Source organism: Caballeronia concitans, from assembly GCF_001544615.1.
Classification (GTDB): domain Bacteria; phylum Pseudomonadota; class Gammaproteobacteria; order Burkholderiales; family Burkholderiaceae; genus Caballeronia; species Caballeronia concitans.
Genome location: NZ_FCNV02000007.1, coordinates 221,669 through 239,668 on the forward strand (window position 1 = coordinate 221,669; position 18,000 = coordinate 239,668).

Genomic DNA, 18,000 nt, shown 5'->3' on the forward strand with positions numbered 1-18,000 from the left:
CCACACAAATCGAATCCACCGTTGCCATCGGTTCCCTGGTGCAGGCGCGTTGTGCGCGGCCTGCGTATCGCGGTCCCGCTGAACGGACTTCTGCACCTGCTCGTGGATCTGGCGGAATGTCATGCCACCCGGGCCTTTCAGCTTGTCGGGATCAGAAGGGGAATCGTCTGTCATCACGTTGCCTCGTGAAGGTTGCGCGCATCGCGGCATCAATTACCGGAGATCGTTGGCGAAGACCGGTACCGCAGCAAGTGATCCGTGCCGGATTCGGATAACCACACTTCACCGGGGCGCCCCATCATCTGACGCACATTCGCGTGCGGCCGCGGCAGCGCAAACGTCTCGAACCGTTCAGTTCGCGGGTCAAACCGGACCAGCGCGTTCGCGCTCCATTCGCTGAGCCATACGATATCTTTCTCGTCGACGAATACCGCGTACGCGTGTGGATCCGAACCGGGCAATTTCCACTCGCGCCATCGATGCGTCGCGGGATCGAACATGCCGAGCTTTCCTGCGTTCCACTCGCTGATCCAGACGCGTCCCATCGAGTCGGACCATACGCGGCGCGCGCCCTGCCGCGGTGTCGGCGGTTCGATGACCTGCGCCGCGCCGCTCGTCGGATCAATCCGGCCGAGATAACTTCCCGCAAGCGAAGCGAAGTACACGCTGGCGTCGGGCGTCACGCAGATTCCATATGCGCCTGGTCCTCGCGGCGCGTCGAACACGCGCATCTGACCGCTTTTCGGGTCGAGTTCGCCGTAGATTCCACTTTGCCCGGTAAACCAGAGATGCCCTCGTTTGTCGAAGACCGCCGTGTTTAGGTTGGCATTTCGCCGTTCCTTCGGTAACGGGAATCGTGTGACCGCGAGCGTCACAGGATCGACGCGCACAATTGCGTCGCGCCCGCCGTCTGTGATCCATGCCGCCTGATCCGGACCGACGATGACGCCGTGCGGCGCAGAGCCATCGCCCAGCGGGATTCGATCGATCTTGCCGCTGCGCGGGTCGAGTCGTCCTGCGGCGCCTTGCGCCTGAGCCGTGTACCAGACGAGGCCGTTTGACGCCGGCGCAACATCGTGCGGCGCGCTGCCGGCGGGCACGGGGAAGGAGTCGAACGGTGATGACTGGGCCTGCACCGGCCCCGCCGCAACCATTGCGCCGACAACCAGCAAGGCGAGACAGCGAACAAACCGTGATGCAGACATGCCGTTCCCCTTCGCCAGTATTACCGCGCTTCCGTCGGGCATAGCGTCCACCTCCGTGATCGCATCCGCTCATACCGCAGCCACCGGTTCATTGTGGCACCTCTCGGCCGATGCGGCCTCCGGCGTGACAAGCGGATGTTGCAGGTGGGTGAATGCCGGGCGTCGGCCGTTTCCAATGGACATGCTCAAGCGGCGGTGCTACGACAGGGTCGGCCAGAGCACGCCGAACTCCGTAACGATCAACGATACGCCTCGAAGAAAAGACGTATGGCGTAGTGCGGGACCTCAGACCACTCAGGGGAGAAAACGACGGCCCTCTCAAACATCGAAGGATTAAAAATTGCAGGCCCGAGCAGACGCGCTTCAAAAAAGCAGGCCATTGCCGCCGTCGCAAAAATTCATTCGCTCATGAAAGCGCATGGCCTGACGATTACGACCTGACTAATCGATGTAGAGCTGGCGCAGCAAAGGACCCGGCCAACGCTGCGCTAGCTGCGACCCGCAAATATCGTGATCCGGATCGTGATCCGGGCGCGACGTGGAGCGGTCGAGGCAGAGCGCCCGCGTGGAGAGCGAACGTTAAGAATCGTGCGAGGTTCCTGGTCTTTGCAGCAGCCAGTCTAACGATACCCACTCGGGAAAGCGCATCGGAAACTACCCTCGCGGTCCCCAACCGGCGAAGTACCGAGATCCTGAATCCGGAGCCGAGTGGAGCGGCCGGGGCAGGCGCCAGAATGGTTGGCATCGTTGAAGGACGGGAGCAAGTTTGTGATCTCCATCGCTGATACCAAAGCGGCTGGCACTAAGAAGCCGAAGTCCGAAACGAACGCAACGCCGGCGCGCTCGACTAAGGCCGGAAAGACGTCCAGCGCGGCAAAGGCGCCCCGCGCGAAGCGGACATAGCGGCGCAGGGTGGCGTGCCCTCTTGCTCTGGAAATTAAGGAGTCAGCCGACCGTTCGCCAGCGCCTTCTCACGCTTCTGTCCTAGACATGGCCATCGTCGCACGCAGCGTTTCCGCCTGATCTTGCAGCGAACCGGCGGCTGCCGCCGCTTGCTCGACGAGCGCTGCGTTCTGCTGTGTGACCTCGTCCATCTGGCCATCGACCGACTTGTCAAAGCCAGATTCTAAAACCCAGATCCACTCCGGGCGGGAGAGGCGTTCGTCCGGTGCACCTGTAAAACTGACGTCAGCGACGATCTTTCAGCTACGTCGTGGATCTCGCCGACGCGCTCGCCGTCGCTGGAAATGATGACCGCAACTGCGTTAATGCCGCGGCGGGTTTCTTTGAAAGCGATGCTCGAAGCGTCGATGTTGAATGCCATCCCGTTGACTCCTGAGGTGTAGGCCAAGCAAAAATGCTTGGCCAATTCCCTCAGACTACTGTCGGCCGGCGAAAGTCAAGGCGCGGGAGACTTGTGTAGTTCGCGACCGGGCAAGTTCGAGGTCGTCGCTTTCATGCCCGGTCGCTATGCTCTCGTGACAGGAGCGTCGACGACCGACCTTACGCTACGCGGAACTGACCAACGGCGCTTGCCAGTTCGTTGGCCTGCGTCTGAAGCGCGGAAGCTGCGGCCGCCGACTGTTCGACCAACGCCGCGTTTTGCTGCACCATCTCGTCGAGCTGCGCCACCGCACGATTGATTTCCTGGATGCCGCGCGTCTGTTCATCCGCCGCGTTCGTTATCTCGCCGATGATCGTGGTTACGCTGGAAACCCGCCCTACGATATCCGTCATCGTCTCGCCTGCCTGCTGAACCAGCGACGCGCCGGTAGACACGCTCGTCACGCTGGAATCGATCAGTTCCTTGATCTCCTTCGCGGCCTGCGCACTGCGCTGAGCAAGCGTTCGCACCTCGCCCGCGACAACAGCGAATCCACGACCATCCTCGCCTGCACGTGCGGCCTCGACGGCAGCGTTAAGCGCGAGAATATTGGTCTGGAAGGCGATCCCCTCAATCACGCCAATGATGTCGGCGATCTTGCCAGATGCTCCTTCGATTTCATGCATCGTCGAAACAACGTCGGAGACAACGGAGCCACCACGGGATGCAGCGCTCGCTGCGGTCGTCGCGGTTTGGTCCGCCTGCCGAGCTGCGCTGGCGGACTGCGTCACTGTGGACGTGATCTCTTCCATAGACGCAGCAGTCTCCTCGAGGCTTGCCGCAGCCGCTTCCGTCCGACGCGACAAATCGTGATTCCCTGAGGCGATCTCGTTGGCGGCATGGCGCACCGCTTCACTCGTGTCGCGGATCTGAACCATCACGCTATTGATCTTGCCGACGAATGCGTTGAAAGAGCGGGCGATCTGCGCCACTTCGTCGTTGCCGGTCGCGGGCAGGCGCTGGGTAAGGTCTCCGCTGCCCGAGCCGATGCCTTCCATGGCGTCGCGCACCTTGGCAAGCCCTCTGAAGGCCACGCCGGTGACCGTGCCGATGATGGCGGCGGCGATTGCGGCGAGCACGGCGAGCGAGATGATCGATCCAGTCAGCAGCGAACGCATTCCGGCGGTCGCTTCCGACTTGTCGAGCGCGACAAGTGTCAGCCAATTCGTTCCCGGCACTGCGCGAGCCCTTACCAGCTTGGTCGCACCACCGACCGTGGCCTCGATGGCAGGCGATTGCTCCTGCGAGGCAGCGGTGATGGCGCCCGTGGTCAGTTCGCTGGAGACGTCGGTCAACGGCTTCAGTGTCAGCTTCGCATCAGCGGCGGCAACAATATTGCCGCTCCGATCCACCAACATGCCGAAGCTTGCGGGCGTCGGATGAATCGACTTGACGTTCGCAACGACGCTGTCCATCGCCACGTCACCCGATACGACGCCTTTTACCGCGCCGTCTCTTACGATCGGCGCGGCAAACGCGACCACGAGCTTGCCGGTGCCCACATCGACGTAGGGTGGCGTCACTACCGGCTTTCCGGCCTCAACCGCCTGCTTGTACCACGGCCGTCCGGTAGGGTCGTAATCCGATGGAATACCGGTCGGGTCGGAGAACTTCGCCGTTTTGTCCGCATAGCCGACATAAACGTTCGTGAAACCGCCAGCGGATGCAATCTGTTTCAGGAACGGCACCGGATCGGTACTTAGCGCAGCGTCTTCGACCGAAACGATCATCTGCGTTTTCGACGTGACCCAGTCCTCGATACCGGCTTCGTGACCGGTTAGTACCGCACTGAGGCTGTTGTCGATGGATTCGCTGTTATAGCGATGAGCGACGACGTAATTTACGCCCGTATTGACGGCGAGTCCGCCAACGACGATGGCGACAGAAGCGGCGAGGACGCGACCGCGAATAGAAGAGAACATGTGAGCCGTGTGAGCCGTGGAAAAAATTAGCACTGGCTCAGTTAACGGCACGGTGTGCACGCTCTTGATCGTTGGCTGGATCTAGGCCAGATCCAAATTTTGGGGCACGAGCCACGCGTCACGTCGGTCGCGGCAGCGGATACTGCGGCGAGAAAGCGCTCGCGGCCAGTCCCTCGTGATTCTTGCCGTGACACCGGGCGCAATCGGCGATGCGCACCGCGATTGATGCCGTAGCCCGCGGGGCGGGGTAGGCGCTGAATCACAGCGTCACCAACCGGCTCGTGCCGGAACTGCCGACAGCGCCGTCATCGTATCAATGCATTAGGGGGCGGTCCAAAGGTCATCGACGGCGCGGATCGCGAGCAAGTAGCCGTTCGCACCAGCCCCGCAGATCACGGCGGTTGCCGCCACTGATATCGTCGAATGACGGTATTCCTCCGAGCGTCGATGAATGTTCGTGATGTGTACTTCCACGACCGGGTGGCGAATCAGCTTGACCGCGTCGAGCACCGGAATCCGCCCGAACGAGAAGCCGGCCGGGTTGATGATGAGCGCCGCGTCCTGCAGGAAGGCTTCCTGAATCCAGTCGATCAACTGGCTCTCGCTGTTGGTCTGACGGAATACGCAATCGAATTTAAGCTCTTCAGCGAGCGCAAGACAGTTCTTCTCGATGTCCTTCAGCGTCGCATGTCCGTAAAGGTGCGGCTCGCGTGCGCCCAGCATGTTCAGGTTCGAGCCATTGAGAATGTAGAGTTTGCGAGTCATGGTTTCAGTGGGTAGCGCTACGTTCGAGGGCGGTGTCTTTGGTTTCCCGCGACGTCGCGATCATGAGAAATGAGAGCAGGTTCAATGAGCCACAGACCACAACGATGGCCCACGGTGAACCATGGAAGGCATTGAGCAGGGCGACGGCGACGATCGGCATCGGTCCGCCGGTGAGAAGGTTCGCCCCCGAGTAAGACAGTGCGGAGCCCGTGTAGCGCGCTTCGGTCGGGAAGGATTCGGCGAACCACACCGGCTGGATGCCGCTTTGAAACTGCGTGAAGCCGAGGAAGGCGCCCATCACGGCCATCGTCATCGCGATGGAGTGCTGATTGAGGATCGGAAAGTAGATCAGGCAGCAGACCAGCGTGCAGAACGAGCCGATCATCAGCGCGCGCTTGCGTCCGATCCGGTCGCTCAGATAGCCACCCGCGAGCGCACCCACGATGGCGCAGACGTTGGCCACCATCAGCAGCATGAACCCGGTCTGCTTGGGCACGCCGAGGTTCTTCGTCAGATAGCTCAGCGAGAAGACCACGATCAGGTAGAAGAGCGCAGCCGGGCCGCAGAAGAACAGCGTGAGACGCAGCGCGGTCCGCCAGTGAAACCTGAAGACAATGCCGAGCGGATTGGCGGCGGGCGCGGCTTTGCCATTCCCTTTCAGCGCCTCGAAGGCCGGCGTCTCGCTGACCTTCATGCGGATATAAATGCCCAACAGCACGAGCACGAAACTGGCGACGAACGGGATTCTCCAACCGAACGATTCGAAGTCGTCGGTCGAAAGCAGGGCAGACAGCGCAAATAGGGCGAAATTGGCGAGGATCTGGCTGAGCGGTGAGCAGATGCCGAGCAGGCCCGAGTACAGCCCGCGCTTGTTCGCGGACGCGTGTTCGACCGCCATCAGTTGCGCGCCGGTCGATTCGCCGCCGAGCGCGAAACCCTGAATGATGCGCAGCGAGACCAGCAAGGTTGGCGCAAGAATGCCGACTTGCCGATACGTGGGCAGCAGGCCCATCAGGAACGACGACGCGCCCATCACCGAAACCGTGACGAGCATCAGCTTGCGCCGTCCCCAGCGGTCGCCGAGCATGCCGCAGATCACCGCGCCGAGCGGACGTGCGGCGAGTCCCGCCCAGAAGCTCGCCAAAGACGCGAGCAGCGAGGCTGTGGGGTCGAGCGAGGGGAAGAACAGCTTCGGGAAGATCGTGGCCGCGACGACGCCGTACAACGCGAAGTCGAACCATTCGAGTGCCGTGCCGACGGTTGCGCCCGCCACCGCGCGACGCGCCATCAGGTGAGACTCAGCGGATCGTTCGCCCGCGGCAAGGTTGGGGTCGGCAGTGAGTGACATGGCTGTCTCCTGGATTCTCGTTATCTCGTGATGTTCGCTTTATGCGGCGAACAGGTGCTATTGTTTTCGCTGCGAAAGCGAGCCGTTCCATACCGGAACTGCATTTCGTAACATGAAATCCGACCAACGATGTCGCTCAAAAACGGCCTAAGAATGCTGGACTTCCTCGCCTCGCAGGGCGAGGGGGCAGGGCTGGTCGAGATCGCGGATGCGCTCGCAATGCCACGCAGTTCGTGTCATCGCGTCCTCGCAGAACTCGTCGAAAGCGGATATGTGCGGCAATTGACGGAGCACAGCCGCTACATTCTGACCATGCGCATGACGTCGAACGGGCTCGAGTTTCTGAGCTTGACCGGCATCGCAGATATTGCCCAGCCGATCATTGAACGCATCGCGGCGCGCACGGGCGAACTGGCGCGGCTGTCGCTGGTGGACGGCGATGCGATCATCTGGGTGGGAAAGGCCGACGGTCAGCGGTCGGGCTTTCGTTACGATCCCGACATGGGGCACGCAGCACGGCTTTCCTGCACATCGACCGGACACGCATGGCTCATGACGATGTCCGATGAAAGAGCGGCTGCGCTCGTGCTGAAGCAGGGCTTCGGTCAGCCGAATGAATTCGGCCCGAATGCGCCGACCACGCTGAAGTCGCTTTTTGGTTTCTTGCACGCTGCGCGGGTACGCGGCTACGCGATGATCGATGAAGTTTTTGCGCCGAAAATGTCGGCCGTCGCGGCGCCCGTGATCAGCGGCTCGCGTTGCGTCGGCGTCATCAGCTTGGCCGGTCCGCGCAAGCGGCTGACGGCAGAGAAGATCCACGAGTATTCGGAACTGCTGCGCGAGGCCGCCAATGAACTAGCCCAGTTGAGCAACATGGCGGGATTTCCAAGCCGGCCACCGCTGGGTAAGGGATGAGCTGGAGCGGGACAAGCCCTCCGCCGACCGACACCATGCGCTTCGAGTAGCTTCTCTGATACATCGGCGTGGATGACCGGAGCCCTCTGTCAGCGGCCGCTGATTGCCCGACTCCGTGGCCGGCTGAAGTGCGTCGAAGAACGACCAGTTCGCAAGCGCACAATCGATCTCGCTTCATTGAAGAGGAGACTGTCATGGAAACGCTTGAATCTTCCAGCGGTCGTTGAGTTCGAAGGGATCGATCGGGTAAGTGGGCTGAAGACAGCGCGAGTGCATCGCTGCCTTCACTCGATGTTCTCGCTCAGACTTGCGCCTGACCGCCATCGACGAACAATTCCGCACCATTGACGAAGCTCGCGTCATCCGAAGCCAGGAACAGCGCGGCCGCTGCGATCTCGCTGGGCTGGCCAACGCGCCCCATCGGGATGCGCGAGGCGAGATAGTCGAGCAAGCCCTGCTGCTGAGTGGCGTCAGGCCCTGCGAGTTCGACCAGGCCGGGCGTCTTCGTCGCACCCGGGCTGATGGTATTGACGCGGATGCCACGGTCCTTCAGGTCGAGAATCCAGCTGCGCGCAAAGTTGCGGATGGCAGCCTTCGAGGCGGAATACACGCTGAAGGCGGCGGTCCCTTCGATGGTCACTGTCGAGCCGGCGAGGATCACCGATGCGCCTCGCGACAGCAGCGGCAATGCCTTCTGAACGGTGAACAGCGTGCCCTTCACATTGCGATCGAAGGTGTCGTGGTAGTGCTCTTCGGTGATCTCGCCGAGCGGCACCATCGAGCCGCCACCTGCGTTGGCGAACAGCACATCGAGCCGGCCCTTCTCGCCGCGAATCTGTTCATACAGTGCGCTCAGTTGATCGAGCCTGGAAGAGTCGACGCGAACACCCGTCACGTTGCCGATTTCGCGAATCGCGGCGACTGCTGCGTCGAGTTCAGGTTGACGACGTCCCGTGATATAGACATGCGCCCCTTCTGCTGCAAAGCGCTTCGCGGTGGCGAGGCCGATGCCACTGGTTGCGCCGGTGACGAGTGCGATCTTGCCTTCGAGCTTGCGTGCCATGATGTTTCTCCTTGAGTTTCGTTAAGTGGTGAAGCGATGTGAGGAGAATATCGACGCGGGCATCTTTTCGAAATAGAATCGCCTGCAAACTATCATTGCAAAATTGAAATGAACACGCTTCCGGATTTTGAAGGATTGGCGATGTTCGCCAAGGTGGCGGAGGAGGGGTCGTTCGCCGCAGCGGCAAGGGCGATGGGCGTCTCGGTGGCGACCGTCTCGCGGGGCGTCGCGCGCCTGGAAGAACGCTTGGGGGCGCGCCTTTTCAACCGGACGTCACGCCAACTGGCGCTGACCGAGTTCGGCGGAACGATCGCCGAGAAAGCAGGCGACATCTATCGGCAGGCAGAAGAGGCGGAGAGTGCCGCCCGCGAAATGTCCGTGCAGCCGCGCGGTCTCGTGCGGCTGGCGGTTCCGATGTCTTTCGGCTTGCGCTGGGTCGCGCCGCTGATGCCGGGCTTTTTCAAGGCCTACCCGCAAATATCGATTGACCTGCATCTGTCGGATGCAACGGTGGACATCGTCGCGCAAGGATTCGATGCGGCGTTGAGAATCGCGGCGTTGCCCGATTCTTCGCTCGTCGCGAAGCGTCTCTGTCCGGTCTCTCAGCTCGTCGTTGCGTCGCCGGCCTATCTCGAGCGGCATGGCCGGCCAACGCATCCGCGTGAGCTGGTGGGTCGGCCATGTCTGTCCTATGCCTATCGCGCTCGAAACGAGGTCTGGCATTTCGTCAACAACGCCGGGGAGGAGGAGGCTGTCACCCCGGTGGGTCCGCTGCGCGTGACGAACGCGGACGCGTTGCTGCCGACGTTGCTCGAGGGATTGGCGATTGCGGAACTGCCCGAGTTCATCGCAGGCGAGTACCTCGCGGACGGCCGCCTGGAGACTATCCTGACGGACTGGCATCTGACACGAGGCGGTGTGTATTTCGTGACGCCATCGGCCAGGGCTCGACCGGCCAAGGTCACGGCGCTAGCCGATTACCTGGCCGGCCATCTTTCGACGCCTGCATGGTTCAAGCGCGCGTAACGGTGCTTTGCAGATAGTCGAGACGTTGCCGGCATCGTTGCGAGACTTCGACGATGCTTTGCGTGTGAAGTTATTCGCGATGGTCGCGTGCCACCGAAGGATGAGCGAGCAGACACGCGCGCGACCGTGCGGCAGCTTTATTGCTATACGCAATGTCGCTATTGCGGACATTGCATTGCCAGCATGAGCGCGTGGCCGTATCTTCGTCTCCATGTCAAGGAGACGTCAATGAAGATCGCTTTTCTCGGGGCTGGTGCGCTCGGTTGTGCCATCGGCTCCGCGCTCACGGAAGGGGGCCACGAGACGTGGCTAGTCGATCGCTTCGCGGAGCACGTCGAAGCCATGTCGCGCAATGGCCTGAAAGTCGACGACGAGCGCGGCACCCGCCGCGTCAAGGTCCGCTCGACGATGGATTCGGCTGAAGTAGGTCCGGTCGACCTGGTGATCGTGCTCGTCAAGTCGTTCCACACCGATACGGCGATGCGCGGCGCGCTCGATCTCGTCGGACCTGAAACGGTCGTGCTTTCGCTGCAAAACGGCCTCGGTCACGAAGACGTGCTGAGCGAAATCGTCGGACGCGAGCGCGTGATCGCCGGCAAGACGTACGTTGGCGGCGTGCTGCGCGCGCCCGGCCATATTCAGTCCGGCGTCACCGGAAAGCTGACGATCATCGGAGAGCTCGACGGTCAGATCACGAGCCGCGCGAGGGCGATCGCTGAGGCGTTCAATCGCGCCGGCCTGACGACCACGGTCAGCGACAACATACTCGGCACGATGTGGGACAAGCTGCTGATCAACGTCGCGACCGGCGCGATTACCGGCATCACGGGACTCACCTACGGACAACTCTACGACGAGCCCGTTCTGAAGGCGACATCGCTTGCAGCCATCGAAGAAGCGATGGCTACCGCGAAGGCCGCGGGCGTCGCGCTTTCCATTGCGACTGCAGAGGACGCCTGGAAAATGGCAGCGGAAGGATTGTCGCCCGCGTTCAAGACCTCGATGCTGCAAAGCATCGAGAAGTCATCGGTCACGGAAATCGACTTCATCAACGGAGCAGTGGTGCGTTGGGGTGAACGCCTGGGCGTGCCGACGCCCGTCAACTCGACGCTTGTGGCCTGCATCAAAGGCATCGAGCGCGCGATGACCGATCGCCAAAAGGAAGGAGCCGCGGCATGAGCGCGCCGAAAGCCTATCTGGAGCATGTCGCGATCTGGGTGAAGGACATCCACTGGCATATCCGATTCTTCGAGCAAGTGCTCGGCATGACGATGCGCGAAGTGGACGGCACTTTGGATGAGCCGCGTCAATACTGGACGCTCGGCGGACTGCAATTCATCAGCGAGCCTCGCCATGAAGGTCCGGAAGGCCGGCTCGCGCATCTCGGCGTCATGTGCGAGGACCTCGACGCCGCACTGAAGGCGGCGCAAGCGTTCGGTGTCAGTGAAATGCCGCAGGGACGCAACTGGCTCCGTCTTCCGGACGGACTCGCCGTCGAACTTATTCAGGCCAAACCTGCAGTGTGCGTCGCGCAGGCGCTGTCGATCAATCCACGCGCGGAGGCGTGAGCATGAGCACCATCACCGAAAAGTACTGGGATGACGCGCGCGAAGGCGACGAATGCGTGAGCCCGACGTACACCGTCACGAAAGAACGCATTCTGGCTTACGCCGATCTCACGGGCGATCACACGCCGGTACATGTCGATGAGGAATACGCCAACGCGAGCCACTTCGGTTCGATCGTGGCGCACGGGCTCTTCGGCTTGTCGATAGCCGACGGCCTGAAGACGCAGAGCGACTACCGTTTTCTGCCGGGTATGTCGCTCGGCTGGACGTGGGACTTCCTGCTGCCTATCAAGGTCGACGACGTCCTGCATGTGAAGTTCCGGGTCGGCTCGATGCGTGCGAGCAAGAGCAAGCCGGAATGGGGCATCGTCGTCTTGCCTTCGGAACTGATCAACCAGGACGGCCAGGTCGTCCAGCGCGGGGAACATCGCCTGATGATCCCGCGCCGTCCGGGAGCGAACTGATGCAAGCCCGTCCTTTAGAAGGTATCCGCGTCGTCGATTACAGTCACTTTCTCGCTGGTCCGTATGTTGGCCGATGTCTTGCCGCGCTCGGCGCGGAAGTCATCAAGGTCGAGCGTCCCGGTAGCGGCGACGCAGGACGCCAGCACGCCACGATTCTCGACGATCAGCAAAGCGCTTATTTTCTGCAACTCAACATGGGTAAGCGCGGCGTGAGCGTCAACATGAAGGATTCACGCGGCAAGGCGCTCATGGAGCGTCTTTGCGATTCCGCAGACGTGTTCATCGAGAACTATCGGCCGGGCGCGCTCGACAAGCTCGGGCTCGGGTATGCGGCGTTGTCGGCGCGTAATCCCGGCCTCGTCTATTGCTCGATCTCGGCGTACGGACACACGGGGCCTGACGCGCATCGTGCGGGCTTCGGTCTCATCGCGGAAGCCAAGAGCGGCATCATGCAGATGATCGGCAACCCGGGCGAGCCGCCGCCGCTCATGCGCATCTCGCTCGGCGACATGTACACGGGCATCCACGCGGTTGCCGCGATCAACGCGGCGTTGCTTGGTCGCGTCAAAAGCGGTCGCGGTCAGCACATCGATATGGCGCTGTACGACACGCTGTTTTCGATGCACGAGTACGCAGTCCAGTGTTACACCATGCAGGGCGTTCTTCCCGAGCAGACGGGGCACGACATGCCAACTTCGACGTTGTACGGTGTATTCCGTGCGGCCGATGGCGACCTCGTGATTGCTGCACAAGTCGATGATTCGTGGAAGCGCTTTGCCACGCTGGTCGAACGTAATGGCGGGCCGGAGCGATTCGGCGCGGATACGCGCTTTCACAGCTTGAATGGACGCAACGCAAATCGCGAAGCGATCCTTGCAGTCGTAAAACCCTGGGTCGCATCTCGACCCGTTGCAGAAGTGCTGACCTTGCTCGACAGCGTCGATGTTCCGAGCGCGAAGGTTCAGCGCATCGATGAAGTCGTGGCCGATCCACAAATCGTGGCGCGCGGCATGGTGGTGGAACAGGAGCATCCGCGTTTTGGCACGCTGCGTCTGCCGAACTTGCCGTTTCGTTTCTCCGACTGCGACACGTCGATTCGCGAAGTCGGACCCGACCTCGGGCAACACAACGAAGAAGTCGCGCAATCTCTGGGTTTCAGCGCGGCCGAGATCGACGCCATGCAAACTGACGGCGTCTTGTTCTCGAGACGGAGCGAACAATGAGCGACCAGTACGCGGTAATCGGTAACCCGATCGGGCACACCAAGTCCCCACTTATCCACGTTCTGTTCGCACAAGAGACCGGGCAGGACCTGACGTATGTCCCTATTGAAGGTCCCGTTGAGCCCGAGCACGCCTTTGCCGAGACCGTAAGGCAGTTCATCGCAGCCGGTGGCAAGGGCATGAACGTGACCGCACCCTTCAAGCTCCAAGCGTTCGCCATGTCAGACGAACGAAGCGAACGGGCCACGCTTGCGGGCGCAGTCAACGCGATGAAGTTCGAGGACGGGCGCATCATCGCCGAAAACTTCGATGGCGTTGGGCTGGTGAGAGATATCGAAGAGAATCTGCATCAGCCGATGGCAGATAAGCGTGTCTTGATTCTCGGGGCCGGCGGAGCCGTGCGCGGCGCGTTACTGCCGTTCATCGCCGCGCGGCCGGGGGAACTCGTCGTTGCGAACAGGGATGTGGAAAAAGCGAAGGCGCTCGTTAATCAAGTCATGGCGGGCGACTTCCTGCGCGCGTGCGAATATCCCGAGCTTGAGTCGATGGGTCAGTTCGATCTCGTCGTCAATGCCACATCGGCGAGCCTCACCGGCCAACTGCCACCTGTTCCGTCCAGTGTCTTCAGTCCGACCGGGAGCGCCTATGAACTGGCCTACGGAAAGGGACTGACGCCCTTTCTGCGCCTCGCGCGCAATGCCGGCGTGCAAGGCGTCGCTGATGGCGTCGGCATGCTGGTCGAGCAAGCGGCCGAGGCGTTCGCGTGGTGGCGCCGCATCCGCCCTCAGACGCGCGCTGTCATCGATCGTTTGACTGTCCCGCTGGCTTGAGGTCGGAGAAACTTTCGTGCATCCGGAAGACTATCGCTATTGCCGGTATGAGGTGCAAGGGCCGCTGCTTACGCTGACGATCGACCGGCGCGAAGTCCTCAACGCGTTGCATTCCGACGCCTATCGTGAACTGGCCGATGTCTTCGACCGTTATGCCGCCGATGCCGCACTGCGCGTTGCGATCGCGTGGCTCATATCTGCTCGATGTTCGCAATGGGATTCGGCGGCGCACTGTGCGACCGCATTGGACGCCGTCGCGCGATGCGGGTCGGGTCGCGCTCGATACTGGTGGCGTTCATCGCGTTCTTCCCGCTGATCCTGAGCGGACATGTCGTTCTGATTTCGATGTGGGCGATTCACGCCGGTCCTGAAACCTATGGAGAGTGACATGGAGAAGACACGTATCGCTGTGGCCGGTGCCGGGTACATCGGTCTCGAACATATTCGCGTCATTCGGGAAAGCACGAGCTGCGTGCTGTCGGCGGTCGTCGATCCCTCGGATGCTGCGGGCGATGTCGCCGCGACGGCCGGCGTTCCGCATTACCGCTCGCTCGACGAACTCATTGAGCACGACCGCCCCGATGGCGTCGTGCTTGCCACGCCGAATCAGCTCCATGTCCAGCACGCGCTGTCGTGCATGCGAGCCGGCTTGCCGATGCTGTTGGAAAAGCCCATTGCGCCCACCGTGGAAGAGGCCGAGGCACTCGTTGCCGCCGCCGACCGATACAACGCGTCTATGCTGATCGGGCATCATCGGGCGCATAGCCCGATCATGGCGCGAGCAAAGGAAATCATCGAAGAGGGAACCCTCGGTCCGCTCGTTGCCGTGATGGGCAGCGCGCTATTCTTCAAGCCCGATCACTATTTCACGGCGGCGCCTTGGCGCAAGGAGCCGGGGGCCGGCCCGATACTGCTCAATCTGATTCACGAGATACACAATCTCCGCATGCTCTGCGGTGACATCGTTGCCGTGCAGGCTTTCTCGTCCAACGCGACGCGCGGATTCCAGATAGAAGATACGGCCGCCATCATTCTGCGTTTCGCGACCGGCGCGCTGGGCACATTCCTGCTTTCCGACACAGCAGCGAGCGCACGAAGCTGGGAGCAGACCTCGCAGGAGAACAAGGCGTATCCGTCGTATGCCGACGAAGACTGCTATGCGATCGCGGGCACTTTCGGGTCGCTGTCGATTCCCACCATGCGCGTGAAAACCTACGGCAAGGCAGAGGACCGGTCGTGGTGGAAGCCGTTCGATGTAAGTGTCGCGGAATTGACGCGCGACGATCCGCTCAAGCATCAGATGGAGCACTTCAGGCGAGTGATACGAGGCGAAGCGACTCCTCTCGTCACCGCACGCGACGGTTTGCAGACCCTTCGTATCACCGACGCAATCGTGAAGGCCGCTAAAACGGGAGCCGTTGTCGAGACGACCGCCGCGGCTGCACGCAGCGCCGACTCAAACACTGGGACGAGATGATGAAAACGTTTCTCATGCTTCACGGCATCAATCACAACATGTTCGGCAAGCGCGATCCCGTTCAATACGGAACGGCCACGCTGGCTGACATCGACGCGCAGCTTCACGCGCTGGCCAAAGAGCTGGGTGTCGAGGTCGAGAGTTATCAGACCAATAGCGAAGGCGACATGTGCGAGCGAATCCACAAGGCGTTCGCCGATAACGTCGACGGCGTGCTGATCAATGCGGGTGCTTGGACGCATTACAGCTACGGCATACGAGACGCACTCGCGATATTGACTGTGCCTGTCGTCGAGATTCACATGTCGAATATTCACGCGCGGGAAGCGTTCCGCCATCACTCGGTGTTCGCAGAGATCGTGAAAGGTCAGATTTGCGGCTTCGGCGTCGATAGTTATTCGCTCGGGCTACGAGCGGTGGTGTCGGCGGCAGGGTGATCGTCGCGGGACGGGAAGACTTGCATTCCGCCCCGCACTCGCTTCTCAGCATGCCACCGTAGCCGGCGATCCCTGTGGTAGAAGTCGGCGATCGCGCGAACTTCCGGTCGGTTGAGCCTCGCCGCGAGACGCGTCGCATCGGCGACGCTGTTGACGAGCGCCGACTCTTTGCGCTTAAGCGGTTCGATCACGAGCGTCGTGCCGCAACCACTCAACGAATCGGCGCATCAGTCGAGCGCCTTCGAGAATTCGTTTTCGGTTTCGCTCTTCGTCCAGCCATTCGGGATGTTTCGCGCGCTAGCCAAGCAACTGCACGGCGCGATCGAAATACGCGTGATTGCGTGCGTCGTGTTTATCCGGACCGACGCGACGAACGTCGTGCGGCAACAAATAGCCGAACGCCAGTGCAGGCAAGGGAAGGTCCCCAGCCGAGGTGCGGAATCGTCATTGCCGACTCCATGAAAGTCAGTACTTCAGTTTGGCAAGCGAACGCAGCACGTCTGGCGTCGTGGTTGGAAAGCCACCGAACATGTCTCCGACGAGACGCCCATCTGCATCGCGGCGCACTGCGTTACATGAACCGGCGATATTGTTTTCTAGCGTGAAGACGGATTCGAGGAATGCGGGAAAGGGTTCAGGTTTGCATCCCGTCGGACAACGACTGCATCGACACCTGCATGCTCGAAGTACGGGTTATCGATCATCGGCGATTTGAAGGTGTGCGTTGGAAAACCGATGTGCGCGATGATGGCGGTGTTGCCGGCGATCATGCTTTGTCCTGGAAAGTCTTAGATGAAACTTAGGTCGAGCACTTGAAGTAAGTGCCCGACCGCAGCAGTCGTTATCGGGCCTGCATGGAAGCCGCCGCGAGTCTCGCTTCGCCTAACGATTCCTCCCGGAGTTGCTCGTACTGTTGCTTTGGAATCGGCACAGCGTTTTTCTTGCCGAGATCGTCGAGGCGCAGGCGGTACGTTTCTCTCGCGCTCCATGCAGCCAAAGCCGACACGATGGTGACACCGAGCGTGAGTGAGCCGATCATCATAGGCACGTTGTGCGACCCCGGAGGCGCGACCGCTGCGAAGAGCGCCGGCAGCAGTGCAGTGATGGTCGTCCCGATGTTCTGTGCGATCGCCATCGCCGAGACGCGGAAGCGCGTCGGAAAGAGTTCGGGATAGTAGCCCGGAAAGACAGCGTTATAGCCTTGATAGACAACGCCCCACATGAGTATCGACATCACAAAAGCGATCGGCAGATTGTGAATGCTGATGGCATATAAGTATGCAAATGACAAGAGCCCGGATGAGAGTGCGCCGAAGATCATCGGGATTCTCCGTCCAATGCGGTCCGACAAATTTCCGACGTACGGGATGACAAGCACCGCCACGATGTTTCCGACCACTGGAATCCACAGATACACACTCGCGTGGAAGTTGATGCCGTAAGAAGGCTGCACCGCGTAAGCCGCGCCGAACACTGTGGCGACTACCGGAATGACGTTCATGAACGCCATGCAGACGACGCGAAGCATGTCGGGCCAGCTGAACCTGAACGCTTCGAGAATCGGCGCGCGGGCGACCTGACCGCTCGCGTCTTCCTTGGCGAACGCAGCCGTCTCGTCCACCTCACGACGGATGATGAAGCCTGCCACGAGAACGAGCGCGCTAAGCAGGAAGGGGATGCGCCATCCCCACGCGACGAACGCGTCTTGGGACATGTAGTACGAAAGGGGCAAGAAGACGGCAGCAGCGAGAATCTGGCCCGCTTGCACGCCTTGCAGCGTGAAGCTCGCGAAGTATCCGCGTCTGCCGAACGGTGCCTGCTCCATGATCATCGAACTGGCGCCTGATATCTCGCCTGCGACTGCAAAACCTTGAATCAGACGCAGAATCACGAGTAATGCCGGCGCCAGCATTCCCACTGATTGATACGTGGGCAGCAGACCGACGGCCATCGTCGAGACGCCCATCAGGAACATGCAGATCAGCAGCACGGTCTTTCGGCCGTGCGTGTCGCCCCAATGCCCGAGCACGAACGCGCCGATCGGACGCGCGACATAGCCGACGCCGTAGGTCGCCAGCGACGCCACAATTGCAATCTTCGGATCGCCTTTAGGGAAGAAAATCTGAGGGAAGATCAGTGCCGCTGCCTGCGCGTAGATGAAGAAGTCGTAATACTCGAGCGCGGAACCAATCCAGCCGCTCGCTCTGGCCTTTCTTGCCTGTTTTCGGGCTCTCTCATCCATGAGCCCGTCGCTCGGGCCGCCTTGCGACGGCAATCTGTTTTCCATGAACGTCTCCTGAATCAAACGGTTCGGAGCAGCGTCGACGGCTGCATCTCTCGTGAGGCATCCTGATACGGACTCCCAGATCCAAG

At 61.1% G+C, this 18,000-nt stretch carries 20 protein-coding genes and 1 pseudogene; 12 read left to right on the plus strand and 9 right to left on the minus strand.

All coding sequences use genetic code 11. The annotated features are described in order from the left end of the window. Positions 1–209 precede the first annotated feature (209 nt). Positions 210–1,205 carry a Vgb family protein gene (locus tag AWB72_RS17875; RefSeq protein ID WP_052449746.1) on the minus strand — a complete coding sequence of 332 codons (996 nt, stop codon included), beginning with the start codon at positions 1,203–1,205 and terminating at the stop codon, positions 210–212. A 275-nt stretch (positions 1,206–1,480) separates the two neighbouring features. Here AWB72_RS17875 and AWB72_RS29890 point away from each other — a divergent pair. Next, a pseudogene (locus tag AWB72_RS29890) lies at positions 1,481–1,756 on the plus strand (hypothetical protein); the annotation flags it as partial. 95 nt (positions 1,757–1,851) lie between these two features. Then, positions 1,852–1,956 (plus strand): H-NS family nucleoid-associated regulatory protein, encoded by a 105-nt coding sequence (locus AWB72_RS29895; protein ID WP_143754644.1) that lies wholly within the window; start codon positions 1,852–1,854, stop codon positions 1,954–1,956. Between the two features lie 220 nt (positions 1,957–2,176). On the opposite strand, the gene AWB72_RS29685 is transcribed toward AWB72_RS29895, so the two are convergent. The 5 genes from AWB72_RS29685 to AWB72_RS17900 all read right to left on the minus strand — a co-directional run bounded on the left by AWB72_RS29685 (position 2,177) and on the right by AWB72_RS17900 (position 6,564). Continuing rightward, positions 2,177–2,299 (minus strand): hypothetical protein, encoded by a 123-nt coding sequence (locus AWB72_RS29685; RefSeq protein WP_280174581.1) that lies wholly within the window; start codon positions 2,297–2,299, stop codon positions 2,177–2,179. Positions 2,300–2,331: 32 nt separating this feature from the next. Continuing rightward, the gene (locus tag AWB72_RS17885) at positions 2,332–2,529 is read right to left on the minus strand and encodes a hypothetical protein (RefSeq protein ID WP_087128408.1); all 198 of its coding nucleotides are present in this window, start codon (positions 2,527–2,529) and stop codon (positions 2,332–2,334) included. A 179-nt stretch (positions 2,530–2,708) separates the two neighbouring features. After that, positions 2,709–4,511, minus strand: a complete 1,803-nt coding sequence (locus tag AWB72_RS17890) for a methyl-accepting chemotaxis protein (RefSeq protein WP_040049195.1) — start codon at positions 4,509–4,511, stop codon at positions 2,709–2,711. 321 nt (positions 4,512–4,832) lie between these two features. Beyond that, a complete protein-coding gene (locus tag AWB72_RS17895) occupies positions 4,833–5,276 on the minus strand; it encodes a type II 3-dehydroquinate dehydratase (protein WP_040049196.1) in 444 nt (147 codons plus the stop codon). A gap of 4 nt (positions 5,277–5,280) precedes the next feature. Further along, entirely contained in the window at positions 5,281–6,564 is a 1,284-nt protein-coding gene (locus AWB72_RS17900; protein ID WP_040049197.1) for an MFS transporter, read from the minus strand. A 189-nt stretch (positions 6,565–6,753) separates the two neighbouring features. Between AWB72_RS17900 and AWB72_RS17905 the strand changes: the two genes are divergently transcribed. Next, entirely contained in the window at positions 6,754–7,539 is a 786-nt protein-coding gene (locus AWB72_RS17905) for an IclR family transcriptional regulator (protein WP_040049198.1), read from the plus strand. A gap of 301 nt (positions 7,540–7,840) precedes the next feature. Here the strand turns inward: AWB72_RS17905 and AWB72_RS17910 are convergent, their stop codons facing one another. Next, on the minus strand, positions 7,841–8,602 hold the full coding sequence (locus AWB72_RS17910) for an SDR family NAD(P)-dependent oxidoreductase (protein ID WP_040049199.1): 762 nt from the start codon (positions 8,600–8,602) through the stop codon (positions 7,841–7,843). Between the two features lie 108 nt (positions 8,603–8,710). Between AWB72_RS17910 and AWB72_RS17915 the strand changes: the two genes are divergently transcribed. The 9 genes from AWB72_RS17915 to aroQ all read left to right on the plus strand — a co-directional run bounded on the left by AWB72_RS17915 (position 8,711) and on the right by aroQ (position 15,627). Then, positions 8,711–9,628, plus strand: coding sequence for a LysR family transcriptional regulator (locus AWB72_RS17915; protein ID WP_040049200.1), 918 nt, complete (start codon positions 8,711–8,713; stop codon positions 9,626–9,628). A gap of 228 nt (positions 9,629–9,856) precedes the next feature. Beyond that, positions 9,857–10,807 (plus strand): ketopantoate reductase family protein, encoded by a 951-nt coding sequence (locus tag AWB72_RS17925; RefSeq protein ID WP_040049265.1) that lies wholly within the window; start codon positions 9,857–9,859, stop codon positions 10,805–10,807. Further along, entirely contained in the window at positions 10,804–11,196 is a 393-nt protein-coding gene (locus tag AWB72_RS17930; protein WP_040049202.1) for a VOC family protein, read from the plus strand. Before AWB72_RS17925 ends, AWB72_RS17930 begins: the two co-directional genes overlap by 4 nt. Positions 11,197–11,198: 2 nt before the next feature. After that, positions 11,199–11,660 (plus strand): MaoC family dehydratase, encoded by a 462-nt coding sequence (locus AWB72_RS17935; protein ID WP_040049203.1) that lies wholly within the window; start codon positions 11,199–11,201, stop codon positions 11,658–11,660. Next, a complete protein-coding gene (locus tag AWB72_RS17940; RefSeq protein WP_087128410.1) occupies positions 11,660–12,883 on the plus strand; it encodes a CaiB/BaiF CoA transferase family protein in 1,224 nt (407 codons plus the stop codon). The genes AWB72_RS17935 and AWB72_RS17940 overlap by 1 nt, the downstream gene beginning before the upstream one ends. Next, the gene (gene aroE / locus AWB72_RS17945) at positions 12,880–13,713 is read left to right on the plus strand and encodes a shikimate dehydrogenase (protein ID WP_040049205.1); all 834 of its coding nucleotides are present in this window, start codon (positions 12,880–12,882) and stop codon (positions 13,711–13,713) included. The genes AWB72_RS17940 and aroE overlap by 4 nt, the downstream gene beginning before the upstream one ends. A 213-nt stretch (positions 13,714–13,926) precedes the next feature. Beyond that, positions 13,927–14,100, plus strand: a complete 174-nt coding sequence (locus AWB72_RS17950) for an MHS family MFS transporter (protein WP_143754640.1) — start codon at positions 13,927–13,929, stop codon at positions 14,098–14,100. Between the two features lies 1 nt (position 14,101). Next, complete coding sequence (locus AWB72_RS17955) at positions 14,102–15,190, plus strand: Gfo/Idh/MocA family protein (protein WP_040049207.1); 1,089 nt, start codon at positions 14,102–14,104, stop codon at positions 15,188–15,190. Further along, on the plus strand, positions 15,190–15,627 hold the full coding sequence (gene aroQ / locus AWB72_RS17960; protein WP_040049266.1) for a type II 3-dehydroquinate dehydratase: 438 nt from the start codon (positions 15,190–15,192) through the stop codon (positions 15,625–15,627). The genes AWB72_RS17955 and aroQ overlap by 1 nt, the downstream gene beginning before the upstream one ends. A gap of 596 nt (positions 15,628–16,223) precedes the next feature. Here aroQ and AWB72_RS17970 read toward each other — a convergent pair. Together AWB72_RS17970 and AWB72_RS17975 are read right to left on the minus strand one after the other, a co-directional pair. Next, on the minus strand, positions 16,224–16,397 hold the full coding sequence (locus AWB72_RS17970) for a hypothetical protein (RefSeq protein ID WP_208863154.1): 174 nt from the start codon (positions 16,395–16,397) through the stop codon (positions 16,224–16,226). A gap of 71 nt (positions 16,398–16,468) precedes the next feature. Further along, the gene (locus AWB72_RS17975; RefSeq protein WP_040049267.1) at positions 16,469–17,869 is read right to left on the minus strand and encodes an MFS transporter; all 1,401 of its coding nucleotides are present in this window, start codon (positions 17,867–17,869) and stop codon (positions 16,469–16,471) included. Between the last annotated feature and the right edge of the window lie 131 nt (positions 17,870–18,000).